The 23,990-nt window shown below is 73.8% G+C and carries 18 protein-coding genes; 5 read left to right on the top strand and 13 right to left on the bottom strand.

Going from position 1 to position 23,990, the window contains the following annotated elements; translation table 11 throughout:
• Positions 1–66: 66 nt before the first annotated feature.
• On the top strand, positions 67–537 hold the full coding sequence (locus tag ACGFYU_RS05050; protein WP_393825837.1) for a nitroreductase family deazaflavin-dependent oxidoreductase: 471 nt from the start codon (positions 67–69) through the stop codon (positions 535–537).
• A gap of 46 nt (positions 538–583) precedes the next feature.
• On the opposite strand, the gene ACGFYU_RS05045 is transcribed toward ACGFYU_RS05050, so the two are convergent.
• From ACGFYU_RS05045 to ACGFYU_RS05030, 4 genes are all read right to left on the bottom strand, one after another.
• Complete coding sequence (locus ACGFYU_RS05045) at positions 584–1,219, bottom strand: VOC family protein (protein WP_393825836.1); 636 nt, start codon at positions 1,217–1,219, stop codon at positions 584–586.
• A 213-nt stretch (positions 1,220–1,432) separates the two neighbouring features.
• Positions 1,433–3,013, bottom strand: coding sequence for a phytoene desaturase family protein (locus tag ACGFYU_RS05040; RefSeq protein WP_393825835.1), 1,581 nt, complete (start codon positions 3,011–3,013; stop codon positions 1,433–1,435).
• Positions 3,010–5,148, bottom strand: coding sequence for a tetratricopeptide repeat protein (locus ACGFYU_RS05035; RefSeq protein WP_393825834.1), 2,139 nt, complete (start codon positions 5,146–5,148; stop codon positions 3,010–3,012). Before ACGFYU_RS05035 ends, ACGFYU_RS05040 begins: the two co-directional genes overlap by 4 nt.
• 26 nt (positions 5,149–5,174) lie before the next feature.
• Entirely contained in the window at positions 5,175–6,089 is a 915-nt protein-coding gene (locus tag ACGFYU_RS05030) for an oxygenase MpaB family protein (RefSeq protein WP_393825833.1), read from the bottom strand.
• 140 nt (positions 6,090–6,229) lie between these two features.
• On the opposite strand from ACGFYU_RS05030, the gene ACGFYU_RS05025 reads away from it, so the two are divergent.
• The gene (locus ACGFYU_RS05025) at positions 6,230–6,568 is read left to right on the top strand and encodes an SAV_915 family protein (protein WP_393825832.1); all 339 of its coding nucleotides are present in this window, start codon (positions 6,230–6,232) and stop codon (positions 6,566–6,568) included.
• A gap of 12 nt (positions 6,569–6,580) precedes the next feature.
• Positions 6,581–7,918 (top strand): diaminopimelate decarboxylase, encoded by a 1,338-nt coding sequence (gene lysA / locus ACGFYU_RS05020; RefSeq protein ID WP_393825831.1) that lies wholly within the window; start codon positions 6,581–6,583, stop codon positions 7,916–7,918.
• Between the two features lie 16 nt (positions 7,919–7,934).
• On the opposite strand, the gene ACGFYU_RS05015 is transcribed toward lysA, so the two are convergent.
• From ACGFYU_RS05015 to ACGFYU_RS04985, 7 genes are all read right to left on the bottom strand, one after another.
• Positions 7,935–9,125 carry an acyl-CoA dehydrogenase family protein gene (locus ACGFYU_RS05015; RefSeq protein ID WP_393825830.1) on the bottom strand — a complete coding sequence of 397 codons (1,191 nt, stop codon included), beginning with the start codon at positions 9,123–9,125 and terminating at the stop codon, positions 7,935–7,937.
• A gap of 100 nt (positions 9,126–9,225) precedes the next feature.
• Positions 9,226–10,941 carry an Ig-like domain-containing protein gene (locus ACGFYU_RS05010; RefSeq protein WP_393825987.1) on the bottom strand — a complete coding sequence of 572 codons (1,716 nt, stop codon included), beginning with the start codon at positions 10,939–10,941 and terminating at the stop codon, positions 9,226–9,228.
• Between the two features lie 102 nt (positions 10,942–11,043).
• Positions 11,044–12,123, bottom strand: coding sequence for a hypothetical protein (locus ACGFYU_RS05005; RefSeq protein WP_393825829.1), 1,080 nt, complete (start codon positions 12,121–12,123; stop codon positions 11,044–11,046).
• Positions 12,124–12,398: 275 nt separating this feature from the next.
• Positions 12,399–13,478: a zinc-binding dehydrogenase gene (locus ACGFYU_RS05000; RefSeq protein WP_393825828.1), complete on the bottom strand. Its 1,080-nt coding sequence runs from the start codon at positions 13,476–13,478 to the stop codon at positions 12,399–12,401.
• Complete coding sequence (locus ACGFYU_RS04995) at positions 13,475–14,647, bottom strand: LLM class flavin-dependent oxidoreductase (protein WP_393825827.1); 1,173 nt, start codon at positions 14,645–14,647, stop codon at positions 13,475–13,477. The genes ACGFYU_RS05000 and ACGFYU_RS04995 overlap by 4 nt, the downstream gene beginning before the upstream one ends.
• A 394-nt stretch (positions 14,648–15,041) precedes the next feature.
• On the bottom strand, positions 15,042–15,878 hold the full coding sequence (locus tag ACGFYU_RS04990) for a ketose-bisphosphate aldolase (RefSeq protein WP_393825826.1): 837 nt from the start codon (positions 15,876–15,878) through the stop codon (positions 15,042–15,044).
• Positions 15,875–16,777, bottom strand: a complete 903-nt coding sequence (locus ACGFYU_RS04985) for an SIS domain-containing protein (RefSeq protein WP_393825825.1) — start codon at positions 16,775–16,777, stop codon at positions 15,875–15,877. Before ACGFYU_RS04985 ends, ACGFYU_RS04990 begins: the two co-directional genes overlap by 4 nt.
• A 177-nt stretch (positions 16,778–16,954) precedes the next feature.
• Here ACGFYU_RS04985 and ACGFYU_RS04980 point away from each other — a divergent pair, with 177 nt between their 5' ends.
• Together ACGFYU_RS04980 and ACGFYU_RS04975 are read left to right on the top strand one after the other, a co-directional pair.
• Positions 16,955–17,734 carry a DeoR/GlpR family DNA-binding transcription regulator gene (locus ACGFYU_RS04980; protein ID WP_393825824.1) on the top strand — a complete coding sequence of 260 codons (780 nt, stop codon included), beginning with the start codon at positions 16,955–16,957 and terminating at the stop codon, positions 17,732–17,734.
• Positions 17,735–17,870: 136 nt separating this feature from the next.
• Complete coding sequence (locus ACGFYU_RS04975; protein ID WP_393825823.1) at positions 17,871–21,200, top strand: molybdopterin-dependent oxidoreductase; 3,330 nt, start codon at positions 17,871–17,873, stop codon at positions 21,198–21,200.
• Between the two features lie 388 nt (positions 21,201–21,588).
• On the opposite strand, the gene ACGFYU_RS04970 is transcribed toward ACGFYU_RS04975, so the two are convergent.
• Entirely contained in the window at positions 21,589–22,503 is a 915-nt protein-coding gene (locus tag ACGFYU_RS04970) for a LysR substrate-binding domain-containing protein (protein ID WP_393825822.1), read from the bottom strand.
• Between the two features lie 12 nt (positions 22,504–22,515).
• Positions 22,516–23,724, bottom strand: a complete 1,209-nt coding sequence (locus ACGFYU_RS04965; protein ID WP_393825821.1) for a glycine C-acetyltransferase — start codon at positions 23,722–23,724, stop codon at positions 22,516–22,518.
• Positions 23,725–23,990: the final 266 nt, after the last annotated feature.

Raw genomic sequence — 23,990 nt, 5'->3', positions numbered from 1 at the left:
CCCGTGCGCGTTGGCACTCGTTGTCGAGTTCGTTGACCGTTCAACACGAAGGGCAGGCTGAACCCCATGACCGTCGACATCGACTGGGAGAACCCGACCGACCCCCGGCCGGGGAGCTGGCAGCTGGACCACGTCAAGCTGTACGTGGGCTCGAACGGGGCCGAGGGCCAGTACTGGAACGGCACCCAGACCCTCCTGCTCACCACCCTGGGCCGGGTCTCCGGGAACCCCGTGCGGACCCCCCTCATCTACGGGGAGGACGAAGGCCGTTACCTGCTGGTCGCCTCCAAGGGCGGGGACCCGGCGCACCCGCTCTGGTACCGGAACCTGACCGAGCACCCCGAGGTCCGCGTCCAGGTCGGGCCGCAGACCCTCCAGGGGACCGCCCGCACCGCGAGCCCCGAGGAGCGTGCCGCGTACTGGCCGCTCATGCTCAAGCACTGGCCCTCGTACGACGAGTACCAGGCCAAGACCGACCGCGAGATCCCGATCGTCGTCATCGAGACGGTCCAGCCGATGTCGTCAGACACGCGTTGACCAGGAAACCCCAGCCGGCTGCTCCCCCGGGGCAGTCGGGCCCTGGTCAGATCGTGACCGGGCCGTGGGCGGTGGCGAACTCGACCGCGACCAGGCCCGGTTCCTCATCCTCGACCCAGGTGACGTCGATCTGGTCGAGGGGGTGGTCGGCCGGTTCGCCGAGGAATTCGGCGATGGAGGCGGCGTCGCCGGCGATGGAGACCCCGTGGATGGTGGTGGAGGTGCGCGGGTCGGCGCTCGGGCGCTCCTCGATGGGGACCGACCACTGGAGGAAGTAGGGCAGTTGCGGGTCCTCCAGCAGTTCCAGCAGGCCGATCTGCTTCCACCTCAGGTCGAACCCGTCGGGGCGGACACGGTGGCCCTCGGTCGAGGTGCGGCCGAGGCGGGCCTCGACCGGGGCGATGTCGTCGACGGAGACCACCCAACCGAGCCAGCCGCCGCCCTCGGCGGCGCGGCGCGCGACCGCCTGGCCGAAGGGTGCGCGGTCGGCGGCGGGGTGGTCGAGTGTGGTGACGACCTCGACGTAGGTGCCGCCGCTCAGCGGGAGAATGAAATTGCGGGTGCCGAATCGCGGGTGCACGCCCCCGTCGACGAACCCGGCGCCGAGGGCCGATCCGATCCACTGGACGGTCGAGACGAAGCTGTCGCGGGCCACCGCATAGGACACGTGATCAAGTCGCACCGCGCCATCGTCACCCGACAACCCGCACAAATCCCGACGCCACGCCCGACGCCCCGGCCGCGTCCGCCGTGGATTCAGCCGTGGAGCGGATCGACCATCATCATCGTCGAGGCCAGGACCCGCCCGATCAGCCACTGCGGGGCGAGCGCTGCTGCCACAGGATTTCGATCCGGCATGCGGCACCATGCGCACCGCATTTCCAAGGGACAGGCTCTAGTGGCCCAGCACCGCCATCGCCGCGTTGTGCCCGGGGACCCCGCTCACGCCGCCGCCCCGGACCGCCCCCGCACCGCACAGCAGTACGTTGCGGTGGTCGGTCTCCACGCCCCACCGGCCGCCGGAGCCGGCGTACGGCCACGACAGGTCCCGGTGGAAGATGTGGCCGCCGGGCAGCCGCAGGTCGCGCTCCAGGTCCAGCGGGGTCTTCGCCTCGATGCACGGGCGACCGTCCGTGTCGAAGGCGAGGCAGTCGGTGAGCGGTTCGGCCAGGTGCGCGTCGAGCTGCGCCAGGGTGGCGGTCAGCAGCACCTCGCGCGCCTGCCGGTTGTCCTTCTCGAAGAGCCGGGCGGGGGTGTGCAGGCCGAAGAGGGTGAGTGTCTGGTGGCCCTGCTCCACCAGGTCCGGCCCGAGGATCGTCGGGTCGGTCAGCGAGTGGCAGTAGATCTCCGAGGGCGGTACGGACGGCAGTTCGCCGGAGGCCGCCTCCGCGTAGGCCCGGGCGAGCTCGGCGTACCCCTCGGCGATGTGGAAGGTGCCGCCGAAGGCCTCGCGCGGGTCCACGGCGGTGTCCCGCAGCCGCGGCAGCCGCCGCAGCAGCATGTTGACCTTGAGCTGGGCGCCCTCGGGGGCCGGGTCCGCCTCCGGGGTCTCGCCGAGGAGTTCGGCCAGCGCCCGCGGCGAGGCGTTCACCAGCACCGTGCGGCCGACGACCCGCCCCTCCCCCGCCGCGGTGCGGAACACCACCTCGGCCGGTGCGATCCCGTCGGTGTCGATCCGCAGCACCTCGTGCCCGGTGGCGATCTCCGCACCGGCCTCCCGGGCGGCCGCCGCCAGCGCGTCCGTCAGGGCGCCCATGCCGCCGACCGGGACGTCCCAGTCGCCCGTCCCGCCGCCGATGACGTGGTAGAGGAAGCAGCGGTTCTGCGCGAGCGAGGGGTCGTGGGCGTCGGCGAAGGTGCCGATCAGCCCGTCGGTCAGGACCACGCCCCGCACCAGGTCGTCGGCGAAGTGCGCCTCCACCGCCCGCCCGAGGGGCTCCTCGAACAGCATCCGCCAGGCTGCGTCGTCGTCGATCCGGGCCCGCAGCTCCTCCCGGGTGGGCAGCGGCTCGGTGAGGGTCGGGAACACCCGCTGGGCGACCCGCCCGGTGGTCCCGTAGAAGGCGCGCCAGCTCTCGTACTCCCGCTCCGAGCCGGTCAGCCGCGCGAAGGACTCCCGGGTGCGCGCCTCGCCGCCGCCGACGAGCAGCCCGCCGGGCCGGCCGCCGCGCTCGACGGGCGTGTACGAGGAGACCGTGCGCCGCCGCACCGAGAAGCGCAGCCCCAGATCGCGCACGATCTTCGCGGGGAGCAGGGAGACGAGGTAGGAGTACCGCGAAAGGCGGGCGTCGAGTCCGGCGAAGGGGCGGCTGGAGATCGCCGCCCCGCCGGTGTTCCCGAGCCGTTCCAGGACCAGGACCGCGCGGCCGGCCCGGGCCAGGTAGGCGGCGGCGACCAGGCCGTTGTGGCCGCCGCCCACGATCACGTCGTCGTATACGTCGCGCCCGAAGGCACCGGTGCCCGGCATGGCAGTCATGGCTCTTGGTAGCACACCTGGCCGAGCCGCTCCAGGCAGTGCGCCTCGTCGGCGTGGGCCAGGGCGGTGTCGGGATGCTCGTCGCCGAGGGACCGTTCGCGGATCCCGGCGAGGTCGCGGTAGATGGGCAGCGCCTCGTCCCAGCGGCCCAGCCGGCCCAGGCCGGCGGCGAGTTCGCGGCGGCTGACCAGGGTGTCGGGGTGCTCGGCGCCCAGGGCCTTGGCCCGGGCGGCGCCCACCTGCCGGGCTTCGGCGACGGCCTCCTCCCAGCGGTCCAGGCGGCCCAGGTTGACGCCGAGGACGTGCCGGGCGCGGAGCGTCTCCGGGTCGGCCGCTCCGTAGGCGCGGGTGCGGTCGCGGACCAGGGCCCGGAAGAGGTCCAGGGCCTGGGCGCTGTTGCCGGTGCGGCCGAGGGCGATGCCGACCTCGTAGCGCGCGGCCAGGGTGTCGGGGTGGTCGCGGCCGAGGACCCGCTCCCGTACGGCGGCGACCTCGCGGAAGCCGACCAGGGCCTCCTCCCAGCGGTCGAGGCGGCCGAGGGCGTACGCCACCTCGTAGCGGGTCAGGAGCGTGTCCGCGTGTTCGGCGCCGAGTACGGCGGCCCGGTCGGCGGCGACCTCGGCGGCGGCGTTGTGGGCCTCCGAGAAGCGGCCGAGGGCGCCGAGGGCGCAGGCCAGGTTGTGGCGGCAGCGCAGGGTGTCGGGGTGGTTCGGCCCCATGGTGCGCCGGCGGGCGACGAGCACCGCGCCGTAGATGTCGTAGGCCTCCCGGTGGCGGCCGAGCCTGCCCAGTTCGTACGCCGCCTCCTGGCGCGCCGCGAGGGTGTCGGGGTGGTCCGGGCCGAGTACCCGGGTGCGCCCCTCGGCCACGGCTTCGTACACGGCCAGCGCCTCCTCGGGCCGACCGGAGCGGCTGAGGGCGAAGGCGCGGGTGTGCCCGGCGGTGAGGGCGTCGGGGCCGGTGTCCCGCGGGCCGGGAACGCGCGGAACCCCGTAGGGGGCGGTGAGCCGCGGGTCCTGGTCGGGGGCGGGGCGGACGATCCGCGGGCCGCCGGAGCGCGGGACGGCGTGCTCGCCGCTCGGGCCCGGTGCGAGCTGCGCCGACTGCGCGGGCAGGGACGGCTGGGCCCCGTTGGGGCGGGCGGCGGTCCAGGAGCCGGTGAGGACGGCCCATTCGCCGCTGGCGGGGCGGGCGTCGATGCCGGCCTTGCGCCCGGCCGTCATGCCGCGGGCCCAGGCCGGGAGCGGGGCCTGGGCGCCGGGCAGCCCGCCGGGGCCGAGGCGTGACTCGACGAGGCGCCGGTGCAGGTGCCGGGCGTCGCCGGGGCGGTCCTCGGGGCGCTTGGCGAGCAGGTCGAGGACGACCTCCTCGAAGTAGCCGGGCAGTTCGGGGCGGTGCTCGCGCGGTGGCACGGGCGCGGCGTCGCGGTGGCCGACCAGCACCGACCAGGAGTCGCCGAGGTCGAAGGGCGGGGCGCCGGTGGCGATCTCGTAGAGGACGCAGCCGAGGGAGTAGAGGTCGCTGCGGTGGTCGACCTCGCCGCCGGCGATCTGCTCGGGCGACATGTAGTGCGGGGTGCCCATGGCCATGCCGCCGCCGGTGAGCTTGGCGGTGAAGCCGATGTCGTGGGCGAGGCGCGCGATGCCGAAGTCGCAGATCTTCACGGTGCCGTCGGTGAGCCGCATGATGTTGGCCGGCTTCAGGTCGCGGTGGACCACGCCCTGGTCGTGGGTGTAGCCGAGGGCGGCGGCCATCTGTTCCGCGATGTCGACGACCACGTCCACGGGCAGCGGGCGGGTCTCGTTGTCGGCGAGGAGCTGGCTGAGGTTGCGGCCGTCGAGGAGCTCCATGACGAGGTAGAGGGGGCCGCCCGCGGCGCTGTCGTCGCCGAAGTCGTGGACGACGGTGACGCCCCGGTGCTGGAGGGAGGCGGCGACCCTCGCCTCGCGGCGGAACCGCTCGCGCAGCACCTGGGTGAAGTGGGCGTCCTGCTCCGGTCCGAGCGGTTTGAGGCACTTCACGGCGACCTGTCGGCCGAGCGACTCGTCGCGGGCGCGCCACACCTCGCCCATGCCGCCGCGGCCGATCAGATCGAGCGACCGGTACCGGCCCTGGATCAGTCTGGACTCCGCCATGTCTTAAAGCCGCCCCCGTCGTCGTGCTAGGCCCTCCCCGGCCGGTCCAGTATGGACGCTGATGTGCGCAGGTGGTACGTCGAGGGGCGACTCCCGGGGCCCATGCGACGCATCGCTTTCAAGATGTGACCTGGAGGCAGCTGCCAGCGCAGACCTGCGGGAATGCTGCGCAGCAGGCGTCCGGTGAGGCGCAGGCGGCGGGTGACGGCGCGCGGGGCCGGTGCGGGGCGCCCGTACAGCTGGTGCGCCCAGTCGGGGAGGGATCCGTAGGCGAGTCCGGCGAGCGGGCGCCACAGCAGGTTTCGGCCAGGGACGAGCAGCGGGTGGATGGGCGGGGCGCGCAGGAAGTCGTCCACATCGTGGGCGTCGGCGCCGGCGGCGAGCTCGGGGCGGACCGCCTCGAAGTAGGCGGCGAGCGCTGCCGTGTCGGCCGGGACCCCGGCCGGGTCGAGGCCGACGAGGCGGGCGTTGACGCGGTTCTCGTCCACGTAGCGGTCGGCCTGGGCGGGGGTCAGGGGGACGCCGGAGCGGCGCAGGACGTGCAGGAAGCTGTCGATCTGCGCGCAGTGCACCCAGAGCAGGAGGTCGGGGTCGTCCACGGGGAAGCGCTCGCCGGTGTCCGGATCGGTGGCGGACAGGGTGCGGTGGATCGCGCGGACGCTGGCGCCGGCGCGTTCGGCGGCCTCGGTGGTGCCGTAGGTGAGGGTGCCGACGAAGTCGGCGGTGCGCAGCAGCCTCCCCCAGGCGTCGTGCCGGAAGTCGCTGTTCTCCATGACGCCGCGGACGGCGCGCGGGTGCAGGGCCTGGAGGTAGAGCGCGCGGACGCCGGCGATCCACATCATCGGGTCGCCGTGGCAGTGCCAGGTGACGGAGTCGGGCCCGTACAGCCCGGGATCGGCGACGGGGGCCGCGCTTGCCCCGGCTCTCGTGGTGTCGTCCACCCCGCACGCCTACCCGTACCGGCCGTCAGTGATGCGTATGGACCGGGCCCGCAGTCGTCAAGGTCCCATCAGGGGTGGCGCGCGGGGTCCGGGTGCGGGCATAGCTTCGGCGTCACCACCCGATGCGCCAGGAGGCCCCGATGTGCCTGATCCAGTACGCCGAAGATCCCGAGCCCGAGGAACGGTCCCCGGCCGGACCGCTGTACGTGCCCGTCCGGCCGGGGACACCGCAGGTGGTGCTCCTGATGTTCCGCACCCCGCTGGGCGGGCGCACCGCCGTCGGGTTCACCCGTCCCGAGCGGCTGGCCGCCACGCTCGGGACGGGGCAGCCGTGGATCCGGCTGTCCGAGGCCGCGCTGCGCGCCCTGGCCGCGCCGCTCGGCGCGTACGCGCTCACGGTCGACCCGACCTTCTCGGCTCCCGCCGTCACTCCGGTGCCGGACGTGGCGGCCGCGCCGGCAGCGGTCCGCGCTCTCTGAGGGGACGACTCCATGACCATTGCCGTTCCTTCCGGGGTCGAGGCCGGTGCGGACGACCTGTCCGTGTGGCCGGCGTCCACGGCCCGGCTCCCGCACGGCGGGCTGGCCGTCGGCGGGGTGCCGCTGACCGAGCTCGCCGAGCGCTTCGACACGCCGGTGTACGTCCTGGACGAGGGCGAGGTGCGGGCCCGGTGCCGGACGTACCGCGACGCCTTCCCCGACGCCGACGTGCTGTACGCGGCCAAGGCCTTCCTGTCCCGTGCCATGGTGCGCTGGATCGACGAGGAGGGGCTGGGGCTCGACGTGTGCTCGGCGGGCGAGCTCGAACTCGCCGTCACGGCGGGCTTCCTGCCCGAGCGGATCGTGCTCCACGGCAACGCGAAGTCGCCGCGCGACATCGGGGCGGCGCTGCGCCTCGGCGTGGGCCGGATCGTCATCGACGGCCCGTCGGAGATCGCGCGGCTGGCCGCCGCGGTGGGACCGGGCGGCCGCCAGAAGGTGCTGGTCCGGGTGGTCCCCGGGATCTCGGCCGGCGGCCACGAGAAGATCCGTACGGGCACGGACGACCAGAAGTTCGGCCTGTCCCTGGCGGACGGCTCGGCGCAGCACGCCGTGGCCCGCATTCTCGGGCAGCCGCAGCTCGAACTGGTCGGCCTGCACTGCCACATCGGCTCGCAGATCACCGACATCAGGCCGTACGCGACCGCCGTGCGCCGCATGGTGGGGCTGATGGCCCGGATCCGCGACAGCCACGGGGTCACGCTGCCGGCGCTCGACATGGGCGGCGGGCACGGGGTCGCCTACCGGCCCGGCGAGCCCGCGCTCGACCTGACCGCGCTGGCGCGCAGGCTCCGTACGGAACTGGCCGAGAGCTGCGCCGCGGCGGGGCTGGCGGTTCCCCGGCTGTCCGTCGAGCCGGGGCGGGCGATCGCCGGCCCGGCCGGGGTGGCGCTGTACCGGGTGCTGTCCGTCAAGCACGCCGCCGGGGAGCGGGTGTTCGTGGCCGTGGACGGGGGCATGAGCGACAACCCCCGGCCCGCGCTGTACGGGGTCCGCTACGCGGCCCGGCTCGTCGGCCGCCGCTCGACGGCGGACGCCCGTACGGCCACGGTGGTGGGACGCCACTGCGAGGCGGGGGACGTGCTGGCCGCGGACGTCCCCCTTCCGGGTGATGTCCGCCCCGGCGACCTGCTGGCGGTGCCGGTGGCGGGCGCGTACCAGCTCTCCATGGCCTCCGGCTACAACCTCGTGGGCCGCCCGCCGGTGGTCGCGGTCCACGGAGGCCGGGCGCGGCTGCTGGTCCGGCGCGAGACGCTGGACGACTTCCGCAGCCGCGACATCGGCGGGTAGTGGGTCCGGGGGGCCCTCAGCGGCGGACGCGGGGCATACCGAGGCCGATCCAGGAGATGATCTCGCGCTGGATCTCGTTGTTGCCGCCGCCGAAGGTGAAGATGACGGCGCTGCGGTAGCCGCGTTCGAGTTCGCCGTGCAGGACCGCGCCCGCGGAGCCGTCCTTCAGCGGGCCGGCCGCGCCGACGACCTCCATGAGCCAGGCGTACGCGTCCCTGCGCGCCTCGGAGCCGTAGACCTTGACGGCGGAGGCGTCCTGCGGGGTGAGGGTGCCGGACTGGACGGCGTTCACCATCTGCCAGTTGAGCAGCTTCATCGCGTCGAGGCGGGCGTGGGTGCGGGCGAGGCGGCCGCGGACCCAGGAGAGGTCGATGACGCGGCGGCCGTCGGCGAGTTTGGTCTCGGCGGCCCAGCGCTGGACGTCGTGGAGGGCGCGGATCGCCATGGTGCCGTGGGCGGCGAGGGTGACGCGCTCGTGGTTGAGCTGGTTGGTGATCAGGCGCCAGCCCTTGTTCTCCTGACCGACGCGGCGGCTCGCGGGGACGCGGATGTTCTCGTAGTAGCTGGCGGTGGTGTCGTGGGAGGCGAGGGTGTTGATGAGGGTGCAGGAGTAGCCGGGGTCGGAGGTCGGCACGAGGAGCATGGTGATGCCCTTGTGCGCGGGGGCGTCAGGGTCGGTGCGGACGGCGAGCCAGACCCAGTCGGCGGTGTCGCCGTTGGTGGTCCAGATCTTCTGGCCGTTGACGACGTAGGTGCCGGTCTCCTCGTCGCCCTCGCGGACGGCCTTGCACTTGAGGGCGGCCAGGTCAGTGCCGGCGTCGGGCTCGCTGTAGCCGATGGCGAAGTCGATCTCGCCCGCGAGGATCCTGGGGAGGAAGTACGCCTTCTGCTCGTCGGTGCCGAACTGCATGATGGTCGGCCCCACGGTGTTGAGCGCCATCAGGGGCAGCGGTACCACGGCCTGCGCGGCCTCGTCGAAGAAGATGAACTGGTCCATCGGCGACATGCCGCGGCCGCCGTACTCCTTGGGCCAGCCGACCCCGAGCCAGCCGTCGGCGCCGAGGCGTCGGATCGTCTCCCGGTAGAAGCGCTTCTGGGCGGCCGGGTCCTCGTAGCGGGCGTAGACGTCCTCGGGGACGAGCTCGGCGAAGTAGGCGCGCAGTTCGGTGCGCAACTGCTGCTGCTCAGGCGTGTATTCGAGGTGCACGGCCCCTCCGGGAGTCTCGCGGTCCAGCCGGTCGCTGTGTGGCGGCGGTCAGAGTAGAACCTGTTGCAAGAATCCGGAAGGGCCGGGAACCGGGGAGGCATCAGGCCTGGCGGCACTGTCCGGATCGGGGACCCGTCACGGTGTTGCCCGTCTGGAGGAGGACCGGCTCGTTGCCGTTGCAGCGCAGCGGGCCGGTCACCGTGTTGGCCGACAGCTCGGCGGCGCCGGTGTTGGAGTCGACGGTCACCGGACCCCGGAAGGTGTTGCCGCCGCAGGCCGCCGCCTCGCGGTCGGAGCCGATGAGCACCTGGCCGGTGCTCGTCTCGACGGCGACCGGGCCGGTGAGGGTCGAGCGGCAGATCGTGAGGGCACTGGCACCACTGGCCGACAGCGGGCCGGCGATGGTGGCGTCCGACACGGCGAGCGCGCCGCCGGGCCGTACGGTGACCGGGCCCGTCTGGCTGCCGCCGGACCCGATGCAGAGCGCCTCGTCGGAGGCGACGGTCAGCGGGCCGGTGTGCGCCGTCGTGATGCAGGGGCTGCTGAATCCGACGGTGAGGTCGGTGGGCGCCTCCTGCGCGGCCGCCGTGAAGGCCGGGTCACCGCTGTAGCGCGCGGTGATCGGGTGGGCGGTGGGCTGGAGCGTGCCGGTACGGATGCTCGCCCGGCCGTCCTGGAGCTGCGCGGTGCCGATCGGGGTCGCCCCGTCGAAGAACGTCACCTCCCCGCCGGGGACGCCGGCGTCCGGGGTGGCCGGGGCGACGGTCGCGGTGAGGGTGACGGGCCGCCCGAACAGCGGGGTGGTCGTGTCCGCGGCCACCGTGACCGAGGCCCCGTAGCGGAAGGCGACGACCGCCTTGCCGTTGCCGCGGTTGACGCCGCGGGTGAGGGTGGCGTCGGTGGCCGTCGGCGCGGCGTAGCTGCTGCCCCCGCCGCCGCCGGCCCCGTAGAAGCCGCCGGGCCTGCCGCCGCCGGAGCCGCCGCCGCCGGCGAACCAGCCGCCGCCACCGCCGCCGCCGCCGTTGCCGCCCATGCCGCCGTTGCCACCGGAACCACCGCTGCCGGGGTTGGGCTTGCTGCCCCACGAGTCGGTGTCGCTGCCCGGGGCCCCCGGAGCGCCGACGGAGTTGTTGCGGGGGCCGCCCGCGCCGTGGGCGGACTGGGTACCGCCGCCGCCCGCGAGGCCGGAGCCCTCCGGGCCGCCGCCCTGGCCGCCGGGCTCCGCTTCGAGCCCGCCGCCGTTGCCGCCGCGCAGCAGCGGACCGCCGTTGCCCGCGCCCCCGCCGCCGCCCGCCACCAGCACCCGGTCGGTCCCGCCGAAGGCGCCCGTACGCAGGTCGGTGGCGCCACCGCCGGAACCGCCGCCGCCGTGCGCGCCGCCGCCGCCGGAGCCGTGGCCGGTGCCGCCGGGCCGCGCGTACTCGCCGTGCCGGGAGGTGCCCGAGCTGCCGACTCCGCCAACGGTGATCTGGAGGTTCTGGCCGGCCGTGACGGCCAGGTTCGCGCGCGTCTCGCCGCCCAGACCGCCGGGCGCGCCCGCGTTCGGGGGAGCGGGGGCCACGAAGCCGGCCGCGCTGCCGCCTTCGGCGCCGAACAGGTCGACCGTCACCTCGGTCACCCCGGCCGGGACGGTGAAGGTGTCCGTGCCGACGCTGGTGTAGGTGCAGGTGGGCGCCGAGGCGGTGAAGACGCCGCCCGTGCCGCAGGGAGTGACGGCGGCCGGGGTCGCCGGATCGGCCGTCGCGGGGAGGGGCGCCATCGCGGCGGCCACCAGGCCGGCCGCACCGGCCGCCTTCAGGATCTTCGATCGGTACATGCTCAACGGGTTTCCAAACGACGGTACTTGAGAGATGAGAAGTGCGGGGCCGCAGCCGGCCACGACTCCGCGGCCGGCTGCGGCAACCGTGCTACGGGTGACTCAGACGCCGTCGTCGGCGCACAGCGCCCAGGCGTCGGAGTAGGTGCTCGGGGAGCTGCCTCCGCCGGTGTGGGTGAAGGCCGACCAGTACGAGGCCGTGGTGGTCCCGTCCGCGACCGGGCTGCCCCCGGAGTCGCTGGGGTAGCTGCCGTTAAGGTGGTCGCCCGGGGAGCCCGGCCCGGTGAAGTTCGTGGTCGTGACGCTGCCGCCGCTGATCGCGGCGCCGCCGCTGACCAGCTTGCCGTCGTTCTGGCCGCAGCCGACGGTCACGGTCGCGCCACTGGTGGCGGCGGTGGGGCCGCTGACCTCGCTGAAGCGGACCTTGACGGTCGTACCGCTGATGTCGATGTTGTTGCCGCTGCAGATGGCGTACGCGTACGTGGTGTTGCCGCTGTCGCCGCCGCCACCGTTCCAGCCCACCGCGCTCCAGGAGTCGGGGTTGGTCTCACCGTCGGCCGCGGCCTTCTGGCCGTAGGCGTGGGCGGAGTCGTTGAAGGTGGGGAAGCTGGCGATCGGCTTGAGGCTGCCGACGGAGGCCGGGGTGATGCGCGCCCCGCCGCCGAGCAGCCGGGTGTTGGCCGGGCAGGTCGCGGTCACCAGGCCCACCGTCGAGGCGGTGGTGGGTCCGGCGACCTTGTTCATCACCACCTGGGTGTGGTTGATCAGGTTGCTGCTGAAGCACATCGCGTACGGGGTGCTGGAGAAGGAGGCGTTGACCGCGCCGCCGCTGCCACCGATGCCGAGCCAGTACGTGACGTCGGCGCCGACGACACCGGTGGAGCCGGTGTACTCGGTGCTGCCGTCGGGGCTCGGGGAGGTGCCGTTGATCTTGTTGCCGTTCGACGAGGTGCCGGTGCCGATGGCCTGGTTGATGCCGCCGCCCGAGATGAGGCCGCTGCCGCAGTGGGCGTTGGTCGAGATCTCGGAGAAGGTGGTGCTCGGTCCGGAGGTGGCGCCGGGGGTCTTCACGGTCACGGCGACGGTGTTGGCGTAGGCGATGCCCGGCGCGGCCATGGCCAGCAGGGCGCCCACGACCAGCGCCTTCCCTGCGACGGGGCGCCGCAGAAGGAACTTCCTCATCGATGTTCTCCTTTTCGGAGGTGGACCTCGGGCAGGCGAAGCCACGCTCACGAGGGTCAAGGTGGCAGGCACGGCGCCGATGCGGCGCGGGCCGGTACCGCAGCGGGCTGTTCGCTCGATCGGCGGACGGATGGGCCGTGCGGACGTACGAAACCGCGCGCCCGGAGCGGGGCAGACCAGGTCGTGGCCTGCCCCGCTCGGGTGATACGCGGATGGCACTTGCGGAATGTAGCAGTCAGATAAGGCCGCAAGTAAGGCGGCAATCTCAAATTTGCCTAGCAAATGCGTACCTGCCGGTAGCTCAACTGTTCACCTTTCAGGCCCGGCCTGATCAGCACCTTGATGTGGTCGTCGGGGCGGCGAAGGGCGGCGAAGGCCACGTCCAGCCCCTCGAAGCCGGCCTCGCCCGTGACCAGCGCGGCCGGGTCGATGCGGCCGTCGGCGAGCCGGGCGAGGGTGGCCCCGAACTCCCGCGGCGGATAGGTCAGGCACATCCGGAGGGTGACGTCCTTGTAGATGCCGACGACCGGGCGGATCACGTCCTCGGTCATCACCCCGCCGATCTGGAGGATCTCGGTGCCGCGCGGGACGGTGTGCAGGAGCCGGTTCAGCATGCCGGGCACGCCCACGCAGTTGACCACCACCGTGGGGCGCGCACCGGTCCCGGCCAGCTCCGCGCAGCGGGCCATCGGATCCTCGCCCGCGGCCGGGTCGACCACCACGTGGGCGCCCAGCCGGGCCGCCGCCGCCCGGCGCAGCGCCGAGGGGTCGGAGGCGACCACCGGCCCGGCGCCACGCTCCAGGAGGGCCGCGACGGCGCCCAGCCCCACGGGGCCGCAGCCGACGACCACGGCGGGGGTGCCCTCGCCGGCGGAGCTGCGGGCGACGTGGCCGAAGCCGACGGCCAGCGGCTCGGTGAGGGAGGCCGCCGCCAGGTCGAGGGAGTCCGGTACGGGCAGCAGCGCCTGCGCCTGTACGACGATCCGCTCGCCGAATCCGCCGGGGAAGGCATTGCTGTAGCCGACCGTACGGACCACTCCCCCGGCGTCGAGCACCCAGGGCAGGCCGACCACCCCGGTCCCCGGCTCGGGTCCGCTCGCACCGGGCCCGTACGCGAGCACCCGGCCGGAGAACTCGTGGCCCATGACCAGGGGGCGGTCCGGGTCGAAGAGGAAGCTGGTGGTACCGCTGTCCCGGGAGGCCCGGAGGAAGTCCTCGGTGTGGGCGACCGCACTGAGGTCGGAGCCGCAGATCCCGCAGGCCGCCGTCTCCACCAGGGCCTGCCCCGGTCCGGGCACGGGATCCGGGTACTCCCGTACGAGGAAGCGGCCGCCCTCCAGCACCGCCGCCCTCAACGGACCTCGCCCTTGCGCGCGATGGCCTCCAGGGTGGACTGGCGCACGGCCCCGACGAACCTCTCGCTGTGGCGGGCGGCCCAGGCGAGGCTGGCGCGGCGGGCGTCGGTGGTCCCGGTGAGGCGGGGTACGACGCGTTCGGCGAAGAGCTCCAGGCTGCGCAGGGCGGCGGCCGGCTCGGCGAGGTCGAGCTGGAGGATGAGGAAGGTGCCGAAGCCGCCGGTCTTCTCGGCGAGTCGGCCGATCCGCTCGACGGCGTCGTCGGGGGTCCCGATGACGGCCCGGCCGAAGGTGGGCAGCCCCTCCGTGACCCAGCGCTCGACCGCGCCGGCGGGCGTGGCGCAGCCTTCGAGACGCGCCCCGCCGAGCGCCTCGATGTAGCCCACGAGGTCCGGCGTCCCGAACTCGGCCTCCTTGAGGGCTTGTTCACGGGTCTCGGCGAGGTGGACGGGGGTGACCAGCCGCCAGGCGGAGCGGTCGGGCTCCCGGCCCGCCTCGGCGCAGGCCCGTTCGTGCGCGGCCCAGTTGGCGTCGAGGGCGGCGTAGCCGGCCGGGTCGGCGGCGGCCAGCGAGAGCATCCCGACCCCGTGCCGGCCGGCCAGTACGGCCCCGGTGGGCGAGACCGCCGAGGCCACGGCCACCTCCAACTCCCGCCCCCGGTAGGGGCCGAGTTGGAGCCGGGCCTCGTCCAGGGCGAACCAGTCGGTGGCGGCCGTGACGGTCTCCCCGCGGAGCAGCCGCATGACGGCATCGAGCGAGTCGGCCATCATCTCCCGCGAGCGGAGCGGGTCGACGCCCATCATGTGGGCGTCGGAGGGAAGTTGGCCCGGTCCGACCCCGAGCATGGCGCGGCCGCGCGACTGCTGGTCGAGCTGGCAGATCCGGTCGGCGAGGATGAGCGGCTGGTGGTACGGGAGGGAGTTGACCCCCGTCCCGAGCCTGATCCGAGCGGTCCGCTCGGCGGCGGCCGCGAGGAACAGCTCGGGCGAGGCGATGATCTCGTACCCGGCGGAGTGGTGCTCCCCCACCCACACCTCCTCGTACCCGAGCCGGTCGAGCGCCTCGACGAGGTCGAGGTCCCGGCGCAGCTGGGCCGCGGGGTCGCGGTCGGGGCGGTGGTAGGGGGCGAGGAACACCCCGTAGGAGGTGGGGAGATACGGCTGCGGCATGGGCGGTGTGTCCTTCGGTCGCACGGCTCGACATCTGCCGTACCGACGGAACACGGGGTGCCGCGCACCTTCAATGCCGGTGCCGCCGCGCTCCCGCTCAGTGGGATTTCACCCGCCTGAGTGCGCGGGCGCGGCTACAGGATTCGGGGCTCCGCCCCGTACCCCGCGCCTCAAACGCCGGCGGGGCTGAAATTGCCCTGCGGGCAATCCAGCCCCCGGGATCCGGGGCCGGGGCCGCGGGGTCACGCTCGCGCACTTGCAGGCCAACGCCGGCCAAATCCAGCCTCTCCGGCGTTTGAGGAGCGGGGTACGGGGCGGAGCCCCGGGTTTTGGGCCGCGCCCGCGCACCAGGCCTCCGCATCCAGCCTCGCCGGCGATTGAGGCGCGGAGGGGGTCAGGTCAGGGCGGTGATCATGGATTCGGCGGTTGCCGCCATCGCCGCGCGGGCGGCGGTCAGGTAGGGGCGGGGGTCCGCCCCCGCGAGGTGGGTCCGGATGGCCCCCGTCATCGCCACGTTCAGCGCGGTGCCGATGTTGACCTTGCGGATGCCTCCCGCAACCGCGGCCGCCAGCTCCGCGTCGGGCAGTCCGGACGAGCCGTGCAGGACCAGCGGTACGTCCACCGTCTTGGCCAGCCGGGCCAGCAGCGCATGGTCCAGGGAGGCCGTCCGGCTGGTCATCGCGTGGCTGCTGCCGATGGCCACGGCCAGCGCGTCGACCCCGGAGTCCGCGACGAACCGCCGCGCCTCGTCGGGGTCCGTACGCGCACCGGGCGCGTGCGGGTCCAGCGGCTCGGCGCCGTTCTTGCCGCCGACCTCGCCCAACTCGGCCTCGATCCACAGCCCGTTGACGTGCGCCCAGTCGGCGGCGGAGCGCGTCGCCTCCAGGTTCTCGGCATACGGGAGGTGCGCGGCGTCGTACATCACCGAGCTGTATCCCGCGTCCCCGGCCTGCCGGAGCAGCTCGGCGCTCTTGACGTGGTCGAGGTGCAGGCCGACGGGAACCGCGGCGGCCTCGGCGCAGGCGGCGGCCGCCCGGGAGATCGGCAGCAGCCGCCCCCCGCGGAACTTCACGGCGTTCTCGCTGAGTTGGAGGATGACCGGCAGCCCCGCCGCCTCGGCACCGGCCACGACCGCTTCGGCGTGCTCCAGCGTGATGATGTTGAAGGCGGCGATGGCGCGGCCCGCGGCGGCCGCCTCCCGGACGAGACCGCCGGCGGCGACGAGGCTCATCGGACCGCCTCCTCGCCGGTGGTGAGGATCACCGAGCGGGTGAGGTGGCGGGGCGCGTCCGGATCCAGCTGCCGGTGTGCGGCGACGGCGAGGGCGAGGCGGTGGACCCGGACCAGTTCGGCCAGCGGGTCGAGCCCCCCGGCGACCCAGTGCGCGCCGGTGGCCCGCACCTGCTCGGCGAGCCCGTCGGGCGCCGCGTCGAGCGACCAGGTGACGGTGCCGGGCCCGGACACGCTGATGGGCCCGTGCCGGTACTCCATCGCCGGATAGGACTCGGCCCAGGACAGGGAGGCCTCGCGCATCTTCAGCGCGGCCTCATGCGCGAGGCCGACGCTCCAGCCGCGGCCGAGGAAGGTGAACTGCCCGCGGGCCGCCAGCTCGGCGGGGAGCGGCTCGGCGAGCGCGGTGCGGGCGTCGGCGACCGCGTCCGCGGTGTGCAGGCCCACGTGGGCGCGCAGGAGGGTGAGGGCCGTGGTCGCGAAGCGGGTCTGGACGACGGACTGCTCGTCGGCGAAGTCGAGGACGACGACCTCGTCGGCGAGGGTCATCACCGGGGTCGCCGGATCGCCGATGACCGCCGTGGTGGGCACGCCCGCGTCACGCAGCGCGCCCAGCAGGTCCAGGACCTCGGTGGTGGTCCCGGACCGGGTGAGCGCGACGACCCGGTCGTAGCGGCGGTGGCGCGGGAACTCCGAGGTGGGGAAGGCGTCGGTTTCCCCCTGGCCCGCCTCCTCGCGCAACACGGCGGCCGCCTGGGCCATGTAGTACGAGGTCCCGCACCCGACGATCGCGGTACGCTCCCCCGGCTGCGGCAGCACCGCCCGCCGGGCCGGGGCCAGTTCGGCGGCCCGCTCCCAGCATGCGGGCTGCGTGCCCAACTCGTACGCCACGTGACTCATACCGGCTCCCTCGTGCTCGTGCTGCTGCTGGTGCTCCTGCGACAGGCGGGTCCGAATGCGCTGAATGCGTTTTCTTGCAAGATAGTCGCTGCTTTCACGCAACTTCAAGCATTCATGGCCGGAGCGCCTGGGTTAATGTCTGCGGGTAGGCCGAGGTGAGCGGAAAGGGGGCGGCCCATGACCCGCAAGGAGCGGTGGCAGACGCTGCTGGATCTGCTGGTGGAGCGGGGCGAGCTGGAGGTGGAGCCGGCCGCCGAGGCCCTCGGCGTGTCCGCCGCGACCATCCGGCGGGACCTCGACCAGCTCGCCGAGCAGCAGCTGCTGGTCCGCACGCGCGGCGGGGCGGTGCTCCACGGGGTCTCGTACGAACTCCCCCTGCGCTACCGCACCTCGCGCCGCGCCGCCGAGAAGGCCCGCATCAGCGAGGCGGTGGCGGCCCTGATCACCCCGGGTGAGGTGATCGGCCTGACCGGCGGCACCACGACCACCGAGGTGGCCCGAGCCCTGACCACGCGCCCGGACCTGGCCATCGGCTCCCCGGCCCTCACCGTGGTCACCAACGCCCTCAACATCGCGGGCGAGCTGGTGATCCGACCCCAGTTCAAGATCGTGCTGACGGGCGGGGTGGCCCGCCCCCAGTCGTACGAGCTCACGGGCCCGCTGGCCGAACAGGTGCTCGGCCAGCTCGCGGTGGACACGGCGGTGGTCGGCGTGGACGGCTTCGACCCGGCGGACGGCGCGGCGACCCGCCACGAGGACGAGGCCTCGGTCAACCGCCTGCTCTGCGAACGGGCCCGCCGGGTGGTGATCGCCGCCGACTCCAGCAAGCTCGGCGTGCGCGCCTTCGCCCGCATCTGCGCGACGGCGGCGGTGGACGTCCTCGTGACGGACACCGGGCTGGCCCTGGAGGTGGCCCGGGAGTTCGAGTCGGCGGGTGTCGAAGTACTGCGCGTGTAGGACGAAGGGGACGGGACCGGTCCCGGGCACGGCCAAGGGCCCTCCGACCTGCTGACCGGTGACCAATGGCGCTCCTCCCGGAGCCGTCGCGGGCGTCCAATGGACGAGGGGGCGGGCGGCGGATCGGAGGAGTCCAGTGGTCGAGGAGAAGCGCGGTTTCTGCACTCTGTGCAAATCGCGGTGCGGAGCGGTCTTCACCGTCGAGGACGGCCGGATCACCGGCGTCCGGCCGGACCCCGAACACCCGACCGGCGCCGCCATGTGCCCCAAGGGCCGCGCCGCGGCCGAGATCGCGCACAGCAGCCGACGGCTGACCACACCCCTGCGCCGCACGCGCCCAAAGACGGACCCCGACCCCGGCTGGGAGCCCGTCTCCTGGGACGAGGCCCTGGGCGAGATCGCGGAGAAGCTGGCCCGGATCGCCGCCGAGGACGGGCCCGAGGCCGTCGCGTTCGGCGTCGCCACGCCCAGCGGCACCATGGTGTCCGACGCCACCGAGTGGATCGAGCGGTTCGTCCGGCATTTCGGCAGCCCCAACACCGTCTACAGCGCCGAGATCTGCAACTGGCACAAGGACTTCGCGCACGCCTTCACCTTCGGCTGCGCCCTGCCACCGCCGGACTACGACCACGCCGATCTCGTCCTGCTCTGGGGGTTCAACCCCGCCAAGACCTGGCTCGCCCAGTCGGCCGCCCTGTCCGCCGCCCAGGCCAGGGGTGCCCGCCTCGCCGTCATCGACCCCCGCCGGTCCACCAGCGCCCTGCGGGCCGACCACTGGCTGCGGGTCCGGCCCGGCACCGACGCTGCCCTCGCCCTGGGCCTCGCACACCTGCTGATCGAGAACGGCACCTACGACGAGGCGTTCGTCCGCTCCTGGACCAACGGGCCCCTCCTCGTACGGGCCGACAACGGGCGCTTCCTGACCGCCGCCGAACTCACCGGGGCCGCCGAAGGCTTCGCCGCCTGGGACGCGACCACCGGCACGGCCGTCCCGTACGACACCGCCCGCGCGGCCGAACGCCCCGAGCGCTTCGCGCTGCGCGGCACCCACCGGGTCGAGGCGGCCGACGGGACTTCAGTCCCCTGTACCCCGGCCTTCGAGCGGTACGCCGAGGCCTGCGCCGAGTGGCCCCCCGACCGGGTCGCCGCCACCACCTGGATCCCCGAGGCCGAGATCCGCGCCCTGGCCGAGCTCATCGGTGACGCCCGCTCCGTCGCCTACTACTGCTGGACCGGAGTGGGCCAGAGCGCCAACGCCGCGCAGACCGAACGGGCCCTCGCCACGCTCTACGCGCTCACCGGCTCCTTCGACGCCCCCGGCGGCAACCGGATCGCGCCCCCGCCCCCGTACCGGCCCGCCTCCAGCCCCGCCGACTTCCCGCCCGGGCAGGCCGCCAAGGCCCTGGGCCTCGACAAGCACCCCCTCGGCCCGCCCGCCTCCGGCTACGTCAACTCCGGCGACCTGTGCCGGGCCATCGAGGAACACCGGCCCTACCGCGTACGGGCCCTGGTCGGCTTCGGCTCCAACCTCGTCGTCGCCCAACCCGATTCCGACCGTACGGCCCGCGCGCTGCGCGCCCTCGACTTCCAGGTCCACCTGGACCTGTTCCACAACCCCACCAGCGCCACCGCCGACATCGTGCTTCCGGTCAACAGCGCCTACGAGCACGAGGCCCTGCGCTTCGGCTTCGAGATCGGACACCGCGCCCAGGAACAGGTCCAACTCCGCCCGCGAACCATAGATCCACTGCCCGGCACCCGCTCGGACACCGAGGTCGTCTTCGACCTGGCCCGGCGCCTCGGCATGGGCGGGCTGTTCTTCGACGGGGACATCGAGGCCGCCTGGAACTGGCAGCTGGAACCCCTGGGCCTCACCACCGACCGCCTCCGCGCCACCCCCGGCGGCATCCGCGTCCCCCACGAGCGCGACGAGCGCCGGGCCACCGACCTCACCACCCCCACCCGCCGCGTGGAGCTGTACTCCCAACGCCTCCTGGACCACGGCTACCCACCCGTCCCCGAACACCACGACCCGACCCCCACCAACGAGGCCTTCCCCCTGATCCTGACCTGCGCCAAGCACGGCCACTTCGTCCACAGCCAGCACCGCGGCGTCTCCTCCCTGCGCCGCCGGGCCGCCGACCCGGGCCTGGACCTCAGCCCGGTCACCGCCGCCGCCCGCGGCATCCGCGAGGGCCAGTGGGTCCGGCTGTCGTCCCCGCTCGCCTCGGTACGCATGCGCGCCCGCTTCGACGACTCCCTCCACCCCGGCGTGGTCGTCGCCGAATACGGCTGGTGGCAGGAGGCCCCCGACCTCGCCCTGCCCGGCGCCGACCCGCTGTCCGCGGCCGGCAGCAACTACAACCGCCTGGTCGACCACTCGAAGACCGACCCGCTCAGCGGCTCCGCGCCCCTGCGCGCAACCCCCTGCCAGGTCACCCCGGACCCGTCCGACACCGCCTGGACCGGCACCCGGACCTTCACCGTCACCGCCCTGGGCACCGAAGGCCACGACATCCGCACCCTCCGCCTCTCACCCGTCGACGGCGGCCCGGTCCCCGCCCACCACCCCGGCCAGCACGTGACCATCCGCCCCAAGGGCGCCACCCAGGCCCGCAGCTACTCCCTCACTTCCGCCCCCGGCACCCCGTACGAACTAGCCGTACGCCACCACCCCCACGGCCTCGTATCCCCCCGCCTCCACCACGTCCGCCCCGGCGACCGCCTCGAAGTAGCCGCACCAGCCGGCACGTTCCGCATCCCCACCCGAACCGACACACCCGTCGTATTGCTCGCCGCCGGCATAGGCATCACCCCCTTCCTCAGCTACCTGGAAGCCCTGGCCTCAACCGGCGGCACCGTCCCCGAGGTGGTCCTGCACTACGGAGTCCGCCACGGCGCCGAGCACCCCTTCAGGGCCCGTCTCGCCACCCTCGAAGACCGCATCCCGGTCCTACGCACCGTCACCCACTACTCCGCCCCCACCCCGTTGGACGTCCCGGGCCGCGACTTCGACCGCCCCGGCCGCATCACCGCGGCCGACATCGCAGCCGGCCTGATCACCCGCCGGGCCCGCTTCTACCTCTGCGGCCCCACCCCCATGCTCGACACCCTGCCGGAAGCCCTCCGTGCCCGCGGGGTACCCCCCTTCGAGATCTTCACCGAACGCTTCCGCCCCACCCCAAGCGCACTCGAGATCCCCGAAAACGCCCGCCACAAGGTCCATTTCGCCCGCTCCGGGCGCGAACTGACCTGGACCAAACCGTCCGGCACCCTCCTGGAACTCGCCGAGCAGGCAGGCCTCCACCTCCCCAACGGCTGCCGCGTCGGCCAATGCGAAAGCTGCGCCTGCGCGGTCCTCAAGGGCACGGTCTCCCACCTGGTAGCCACCTCAGACGACCTCCCGGAAGCCACGGCCCTCACCTGCCAGTCGGTCCCCACCTCCGACCTCACCCTTGACGCCTGACCAGGCGGCCACCCAGCCCCAGACGGCGGCCGGACGCCGTCAACGAGAAGCGCGTAGCGATCTCACGCGCCGGACGCCCCCCGAACGGGATGGATACGGTGCCCGGGCCCAGGCCCGGATGGACGGGAACGGGGGAGCCCCTCCCTCACGGGCCCGTACGCATCTCGCTGACCCGTGACCGTCCTTTTGGGGGCTTCCCGGCAGTCCTTGTCTTTCCGGGGCGGGACGGTCGGTCAAGAGTGGCCGAAGGCCATCGCGAAGCGACGCGACGAAGGAGCGCTCTTGAGGGACCGGCCCGACCCGGAAGGACTATGGGACTGACGGGAAACCCCAAACCCTCCCTGACGCGGCTCTACGGTCCCCCGACCCCACAGCCACCGACCCACAGTCAATACACCGGCAACCGCTCCGACTCCCGTACCAACGCCCCCAGCACCGGCGCGATCAGCGGATGCGCCTCACCCCCACGACGCGTCGCCGCGAACACGCGGCGCGTAGCGGCCGGACCGCTCACCGGCCTGACCTGGACCTCCTTGAGGTCCATCCCCCGCAGCGCGGAACGCGGCACCAGAGCCACCCCGGCCCCCGCACCCACCAGCGCCGTCACCGCCCGGAAGTCATCAGAAGAATGGACGAACCGGGGCTGGAAGCCGGCCAGTTCACACGCGAGCAGCGTCACGTCATGGCACGGATTGCCGGGGTACTGGCCCACCCAGTCCGCGTCGGACAGGTCCGCCAGCGACACCGCGGGCAGGTCGGCCAGCGGGTGCCCCGAGGGCAGCACCGCGTCGAAGGGCTCCGCGTACAGCGGAAGGACGGACAGCCGGGCGTCGTCGGCCCCCGGCCCGCCCCGGTACTCGACCGCCAGGGCCACGTCCGCCTCGCCGTCCAGCAGCAGCGGCAGGCTCTGGTCGCCCTCCGCGTCCCGTACCCGCAGCCGGATCCCGGGGTGCTCCAGTGCCAGCCGCGCGATCGCCGGAGCCAGTACCTCCGCGATCCCGGTCGCGAAGGCGGCCACCGTGACCTCGCCGGCCGAGCCTCCCGCGTACGCAGCGAGTTCCGCCTCCGCCCGCTCCAGCTGCGCCAGCACCTCGTGGGCGTGGCCGAGCAGGATCTCACCGGCCGCCGTGAGCCGTACGCCCCGCCCGCTGCGGGTGAGCAGGGCGTGCCCCGTCTCCTGTTCCAGCGCCGCGAGCTGCTGGGAGACGGCGGAGGGGGTGAGGTACAGGGCTGCGGCCGCGGCGGTCACCGTACGGTGGTCCGCCACGGCCCGCAGAATGCGCAGCCGGCGGGGGTCGATCACCCGTCCATTGTCTCAGCCTGCGGACGTGCCCAGTGCCGCCCGGGCGTCGACGAAGGCCGCCACCGCGCGCTCCACGTCGGCCGTGGAGTGGGCCGCCGAGAGCTGCACGCGGATGCGCGCCGCACCCATCGGGACCACCGGGTAGGAGAAGCCGATCACGTAGACCCCGCGCTCCAGCAGCAGCTCGGCCATCCGGGCCGCCTCCGCCGCGTCGCCGATCATCACGGGGGCGATGGCGTGGTCGCCGGGGAGGATCTCGAAGCCGGCCTCGGTCATCTTCGTACGGAAGAGGGCGGTGTTGGCGGCGAGCCGCTCGCGCAGGTCGCCTGCCGATTCGAGCAGGTCGAGGACCTTCAGCGAAGCGGCCGCGATGACCGGGGCGAGGGAGTTGGAGAAGAGGTACGGGCGCGAGCGCTGCCTCAGCAGCTCGACGATCTCGGCGCGCGCGGCGACGTAGCCGCCGGAGGCGCCGCCGAGGGCCTTGCCGAGGGTGCCGGTGATGATGTCGACGCGGTCCATGACCCCGTGCAGCTCGGGGGTGCCGCGGCCGCCGGGGCCGACGAAGCCGACGGCGTGCGAGTCGTCGACCATGACCATGGCGTCGTAGCGTTCCGCGAGATCACAGATCTCGGCCAGCGGAGCGACGTACCCGTCCATGGAGAACACACCGTCGGTGACGATGAGCTTGCGCCGGGCGCCGCCCTCGGTCGCCTCCTTCAGGCGCGCCTCCAGCTCGGCCATGTCGCGGTTGGCGTAGCGGAAACGCCTGGCCTTGCTCAGCCGGATGCCGTCGATGATCGAAGCGTGGTTGAGGGCGTCGGAGATGACCGCGTCCTCGGCGCCGAGGAGGGTCTCGAAGACACCGCCGTTGGCGTCGAAGCAGGAGGAGTAGAGGATCGTGTCCTCCTGGCCGAGGAACGCCGACAGCCGCGCCTCCAGCTCCTTGTGCACCTCCTGCGTACCGCAGATGAAGCGGACGGAGGCCATGCCGTAGCCCCAGCGGTCGAGTGCGTCCTTCGCCGCGGCGACGACCTCGGGGTGGTCGGCAAGCCCCAGGTAGTTGTTGGCGCAGAAGTTGAGGACCTCGCCGGGGGCTCCGCCCGCGGTGACGGCGACGGCCGCGCTCTGCGGGGTGCCGATGACGCGCTCGGGCTTGTGCAGGCCGGCGGCGCGGATCTCGTCGAGGGTCGTGCGGAGGTCCTCGCGGACGGACTCGAACATGGTGCGGTTCTCCTTTTGCGGCGGAGGGCGACGAAGGGGGGCCGGACCCCGCGGAGGGGGGAGGGTATGCGGGGCCCGGCCGGAGGGAGATGGTCTTGGGTGCGCGGTGCGCGGCTCGGGGGCCGCACACCGCCCACGGGCGGTGCGACGGACGACTCAACGCCCACCGCTCTACGCGGTCACGCGGTCACGCGGTCACGCGGTCACGCGGTCACGCGGTCACGCGGTCACGCGGTCACGCGGTCACGCGGTCACGCGGTCACGCG

The organism is Streptomyces sp. NPDC048337, assembly GCF_043201175.1.
Classification (GTDB): domain Bacteria; phylum Actinomycetota; class Actinomycetes; order Streptomycetales; family Streptomycetaceae; genus Streptomyces.
The sequence above is the reverse complement of the archived record's forward strand: the minus strand, read 5'-3'. Positions and strand labels throughout refer to the sequence as shown.

Bases quoted from the DNA above. Each gene is read 5' to 3' on its own strand.
- ACGFYU_RS05050 (WP_393825837.1), top strand. From the start codon at position 67: ATGACCGTCGACATCGACTGGGAGAACCCGACCGACCCCCGGCCGGGG.
- ACGFYU_RS05040 (WP_393825835.1), bottom strand. From the start codon at position 3,013: ATGACTGCCATGCCGGGCACCGGTGCCTTCGGGCGCGACGTATACGAC.
- ACGFYU_RS05035 (WP_393825834.1), bottom strand. From the start codon at position 5,148: ATGGCGGAGTCCAGACTGATCCAGGGCCGGTACCGGTCGCTCGATCTG.
- ACGFYU_RS05025 (WP_393825832.1), top strand. From the start codon at position 6,230: ATGTGCCTGATCCAGTACGCCGAAGATCCCGAGCCCGAGGAACGGTCC.
- lysA (WP_393825831.1), top strand. From the start codon at position 6,581: ATGACCATTGCCGTTCCTTCCGGGGTCGAGGCCGGTGCGGACGACCTG.
- ACGFYU_RS05010 (WP_393825987.1), bottom strand. From the start codon at position 10,941: ATGTACCGATCGAAGATCCTGAAGGCGGCCGGTGCGGCCGGCCTGGTG.
- ACGFYU_RS05005 (WP_393825829.1), bottom strand. From the start codon at position 12,123: ATGAGGAAGTTCCTTCTGCGGCGCCCCGTCGCAGGGAAGGCGCTGGTC.
- ACGFYU_RS04995 (WP_393825827.1), bottom strand. From the start codon at position 14,647: ATGCCGCAGCCGTATCTCCCCACCTCCTACGGGGTGTTCCTCGCCCCC.
- ACGFYU_RS04990 (WP_393825826.1), bottom strand. From the start codon at position 15,878: ATGAGCCTCGTCGCCGCCGGCGGTCTCGTCCGGGAGGCGGCCGCCGCG.
- ACGFYU_RS04985 (WP_393825825.1), bottom strand. From the start codon at position 16,777: ATGAGTCACGTGGCGTACGAGTTGGGCACGCAGCCCGCATGCTGGGAG.
- ACGFYU_RS04980 (WP_393825824.1), top strand. From the start codon at position 16,955: ATGACCCGCAAGGAGCGGTGGCAGACGCTGCTGGATCTGCTGGTGGAG.
- ACGFYU_RS04965 (WP_393825821.1), bottom strand. From the start codon at position 23,724: ATGTTCGAGTCCGTCCGCGAGGACCTCCGCACGACCCTCGACGAGATC.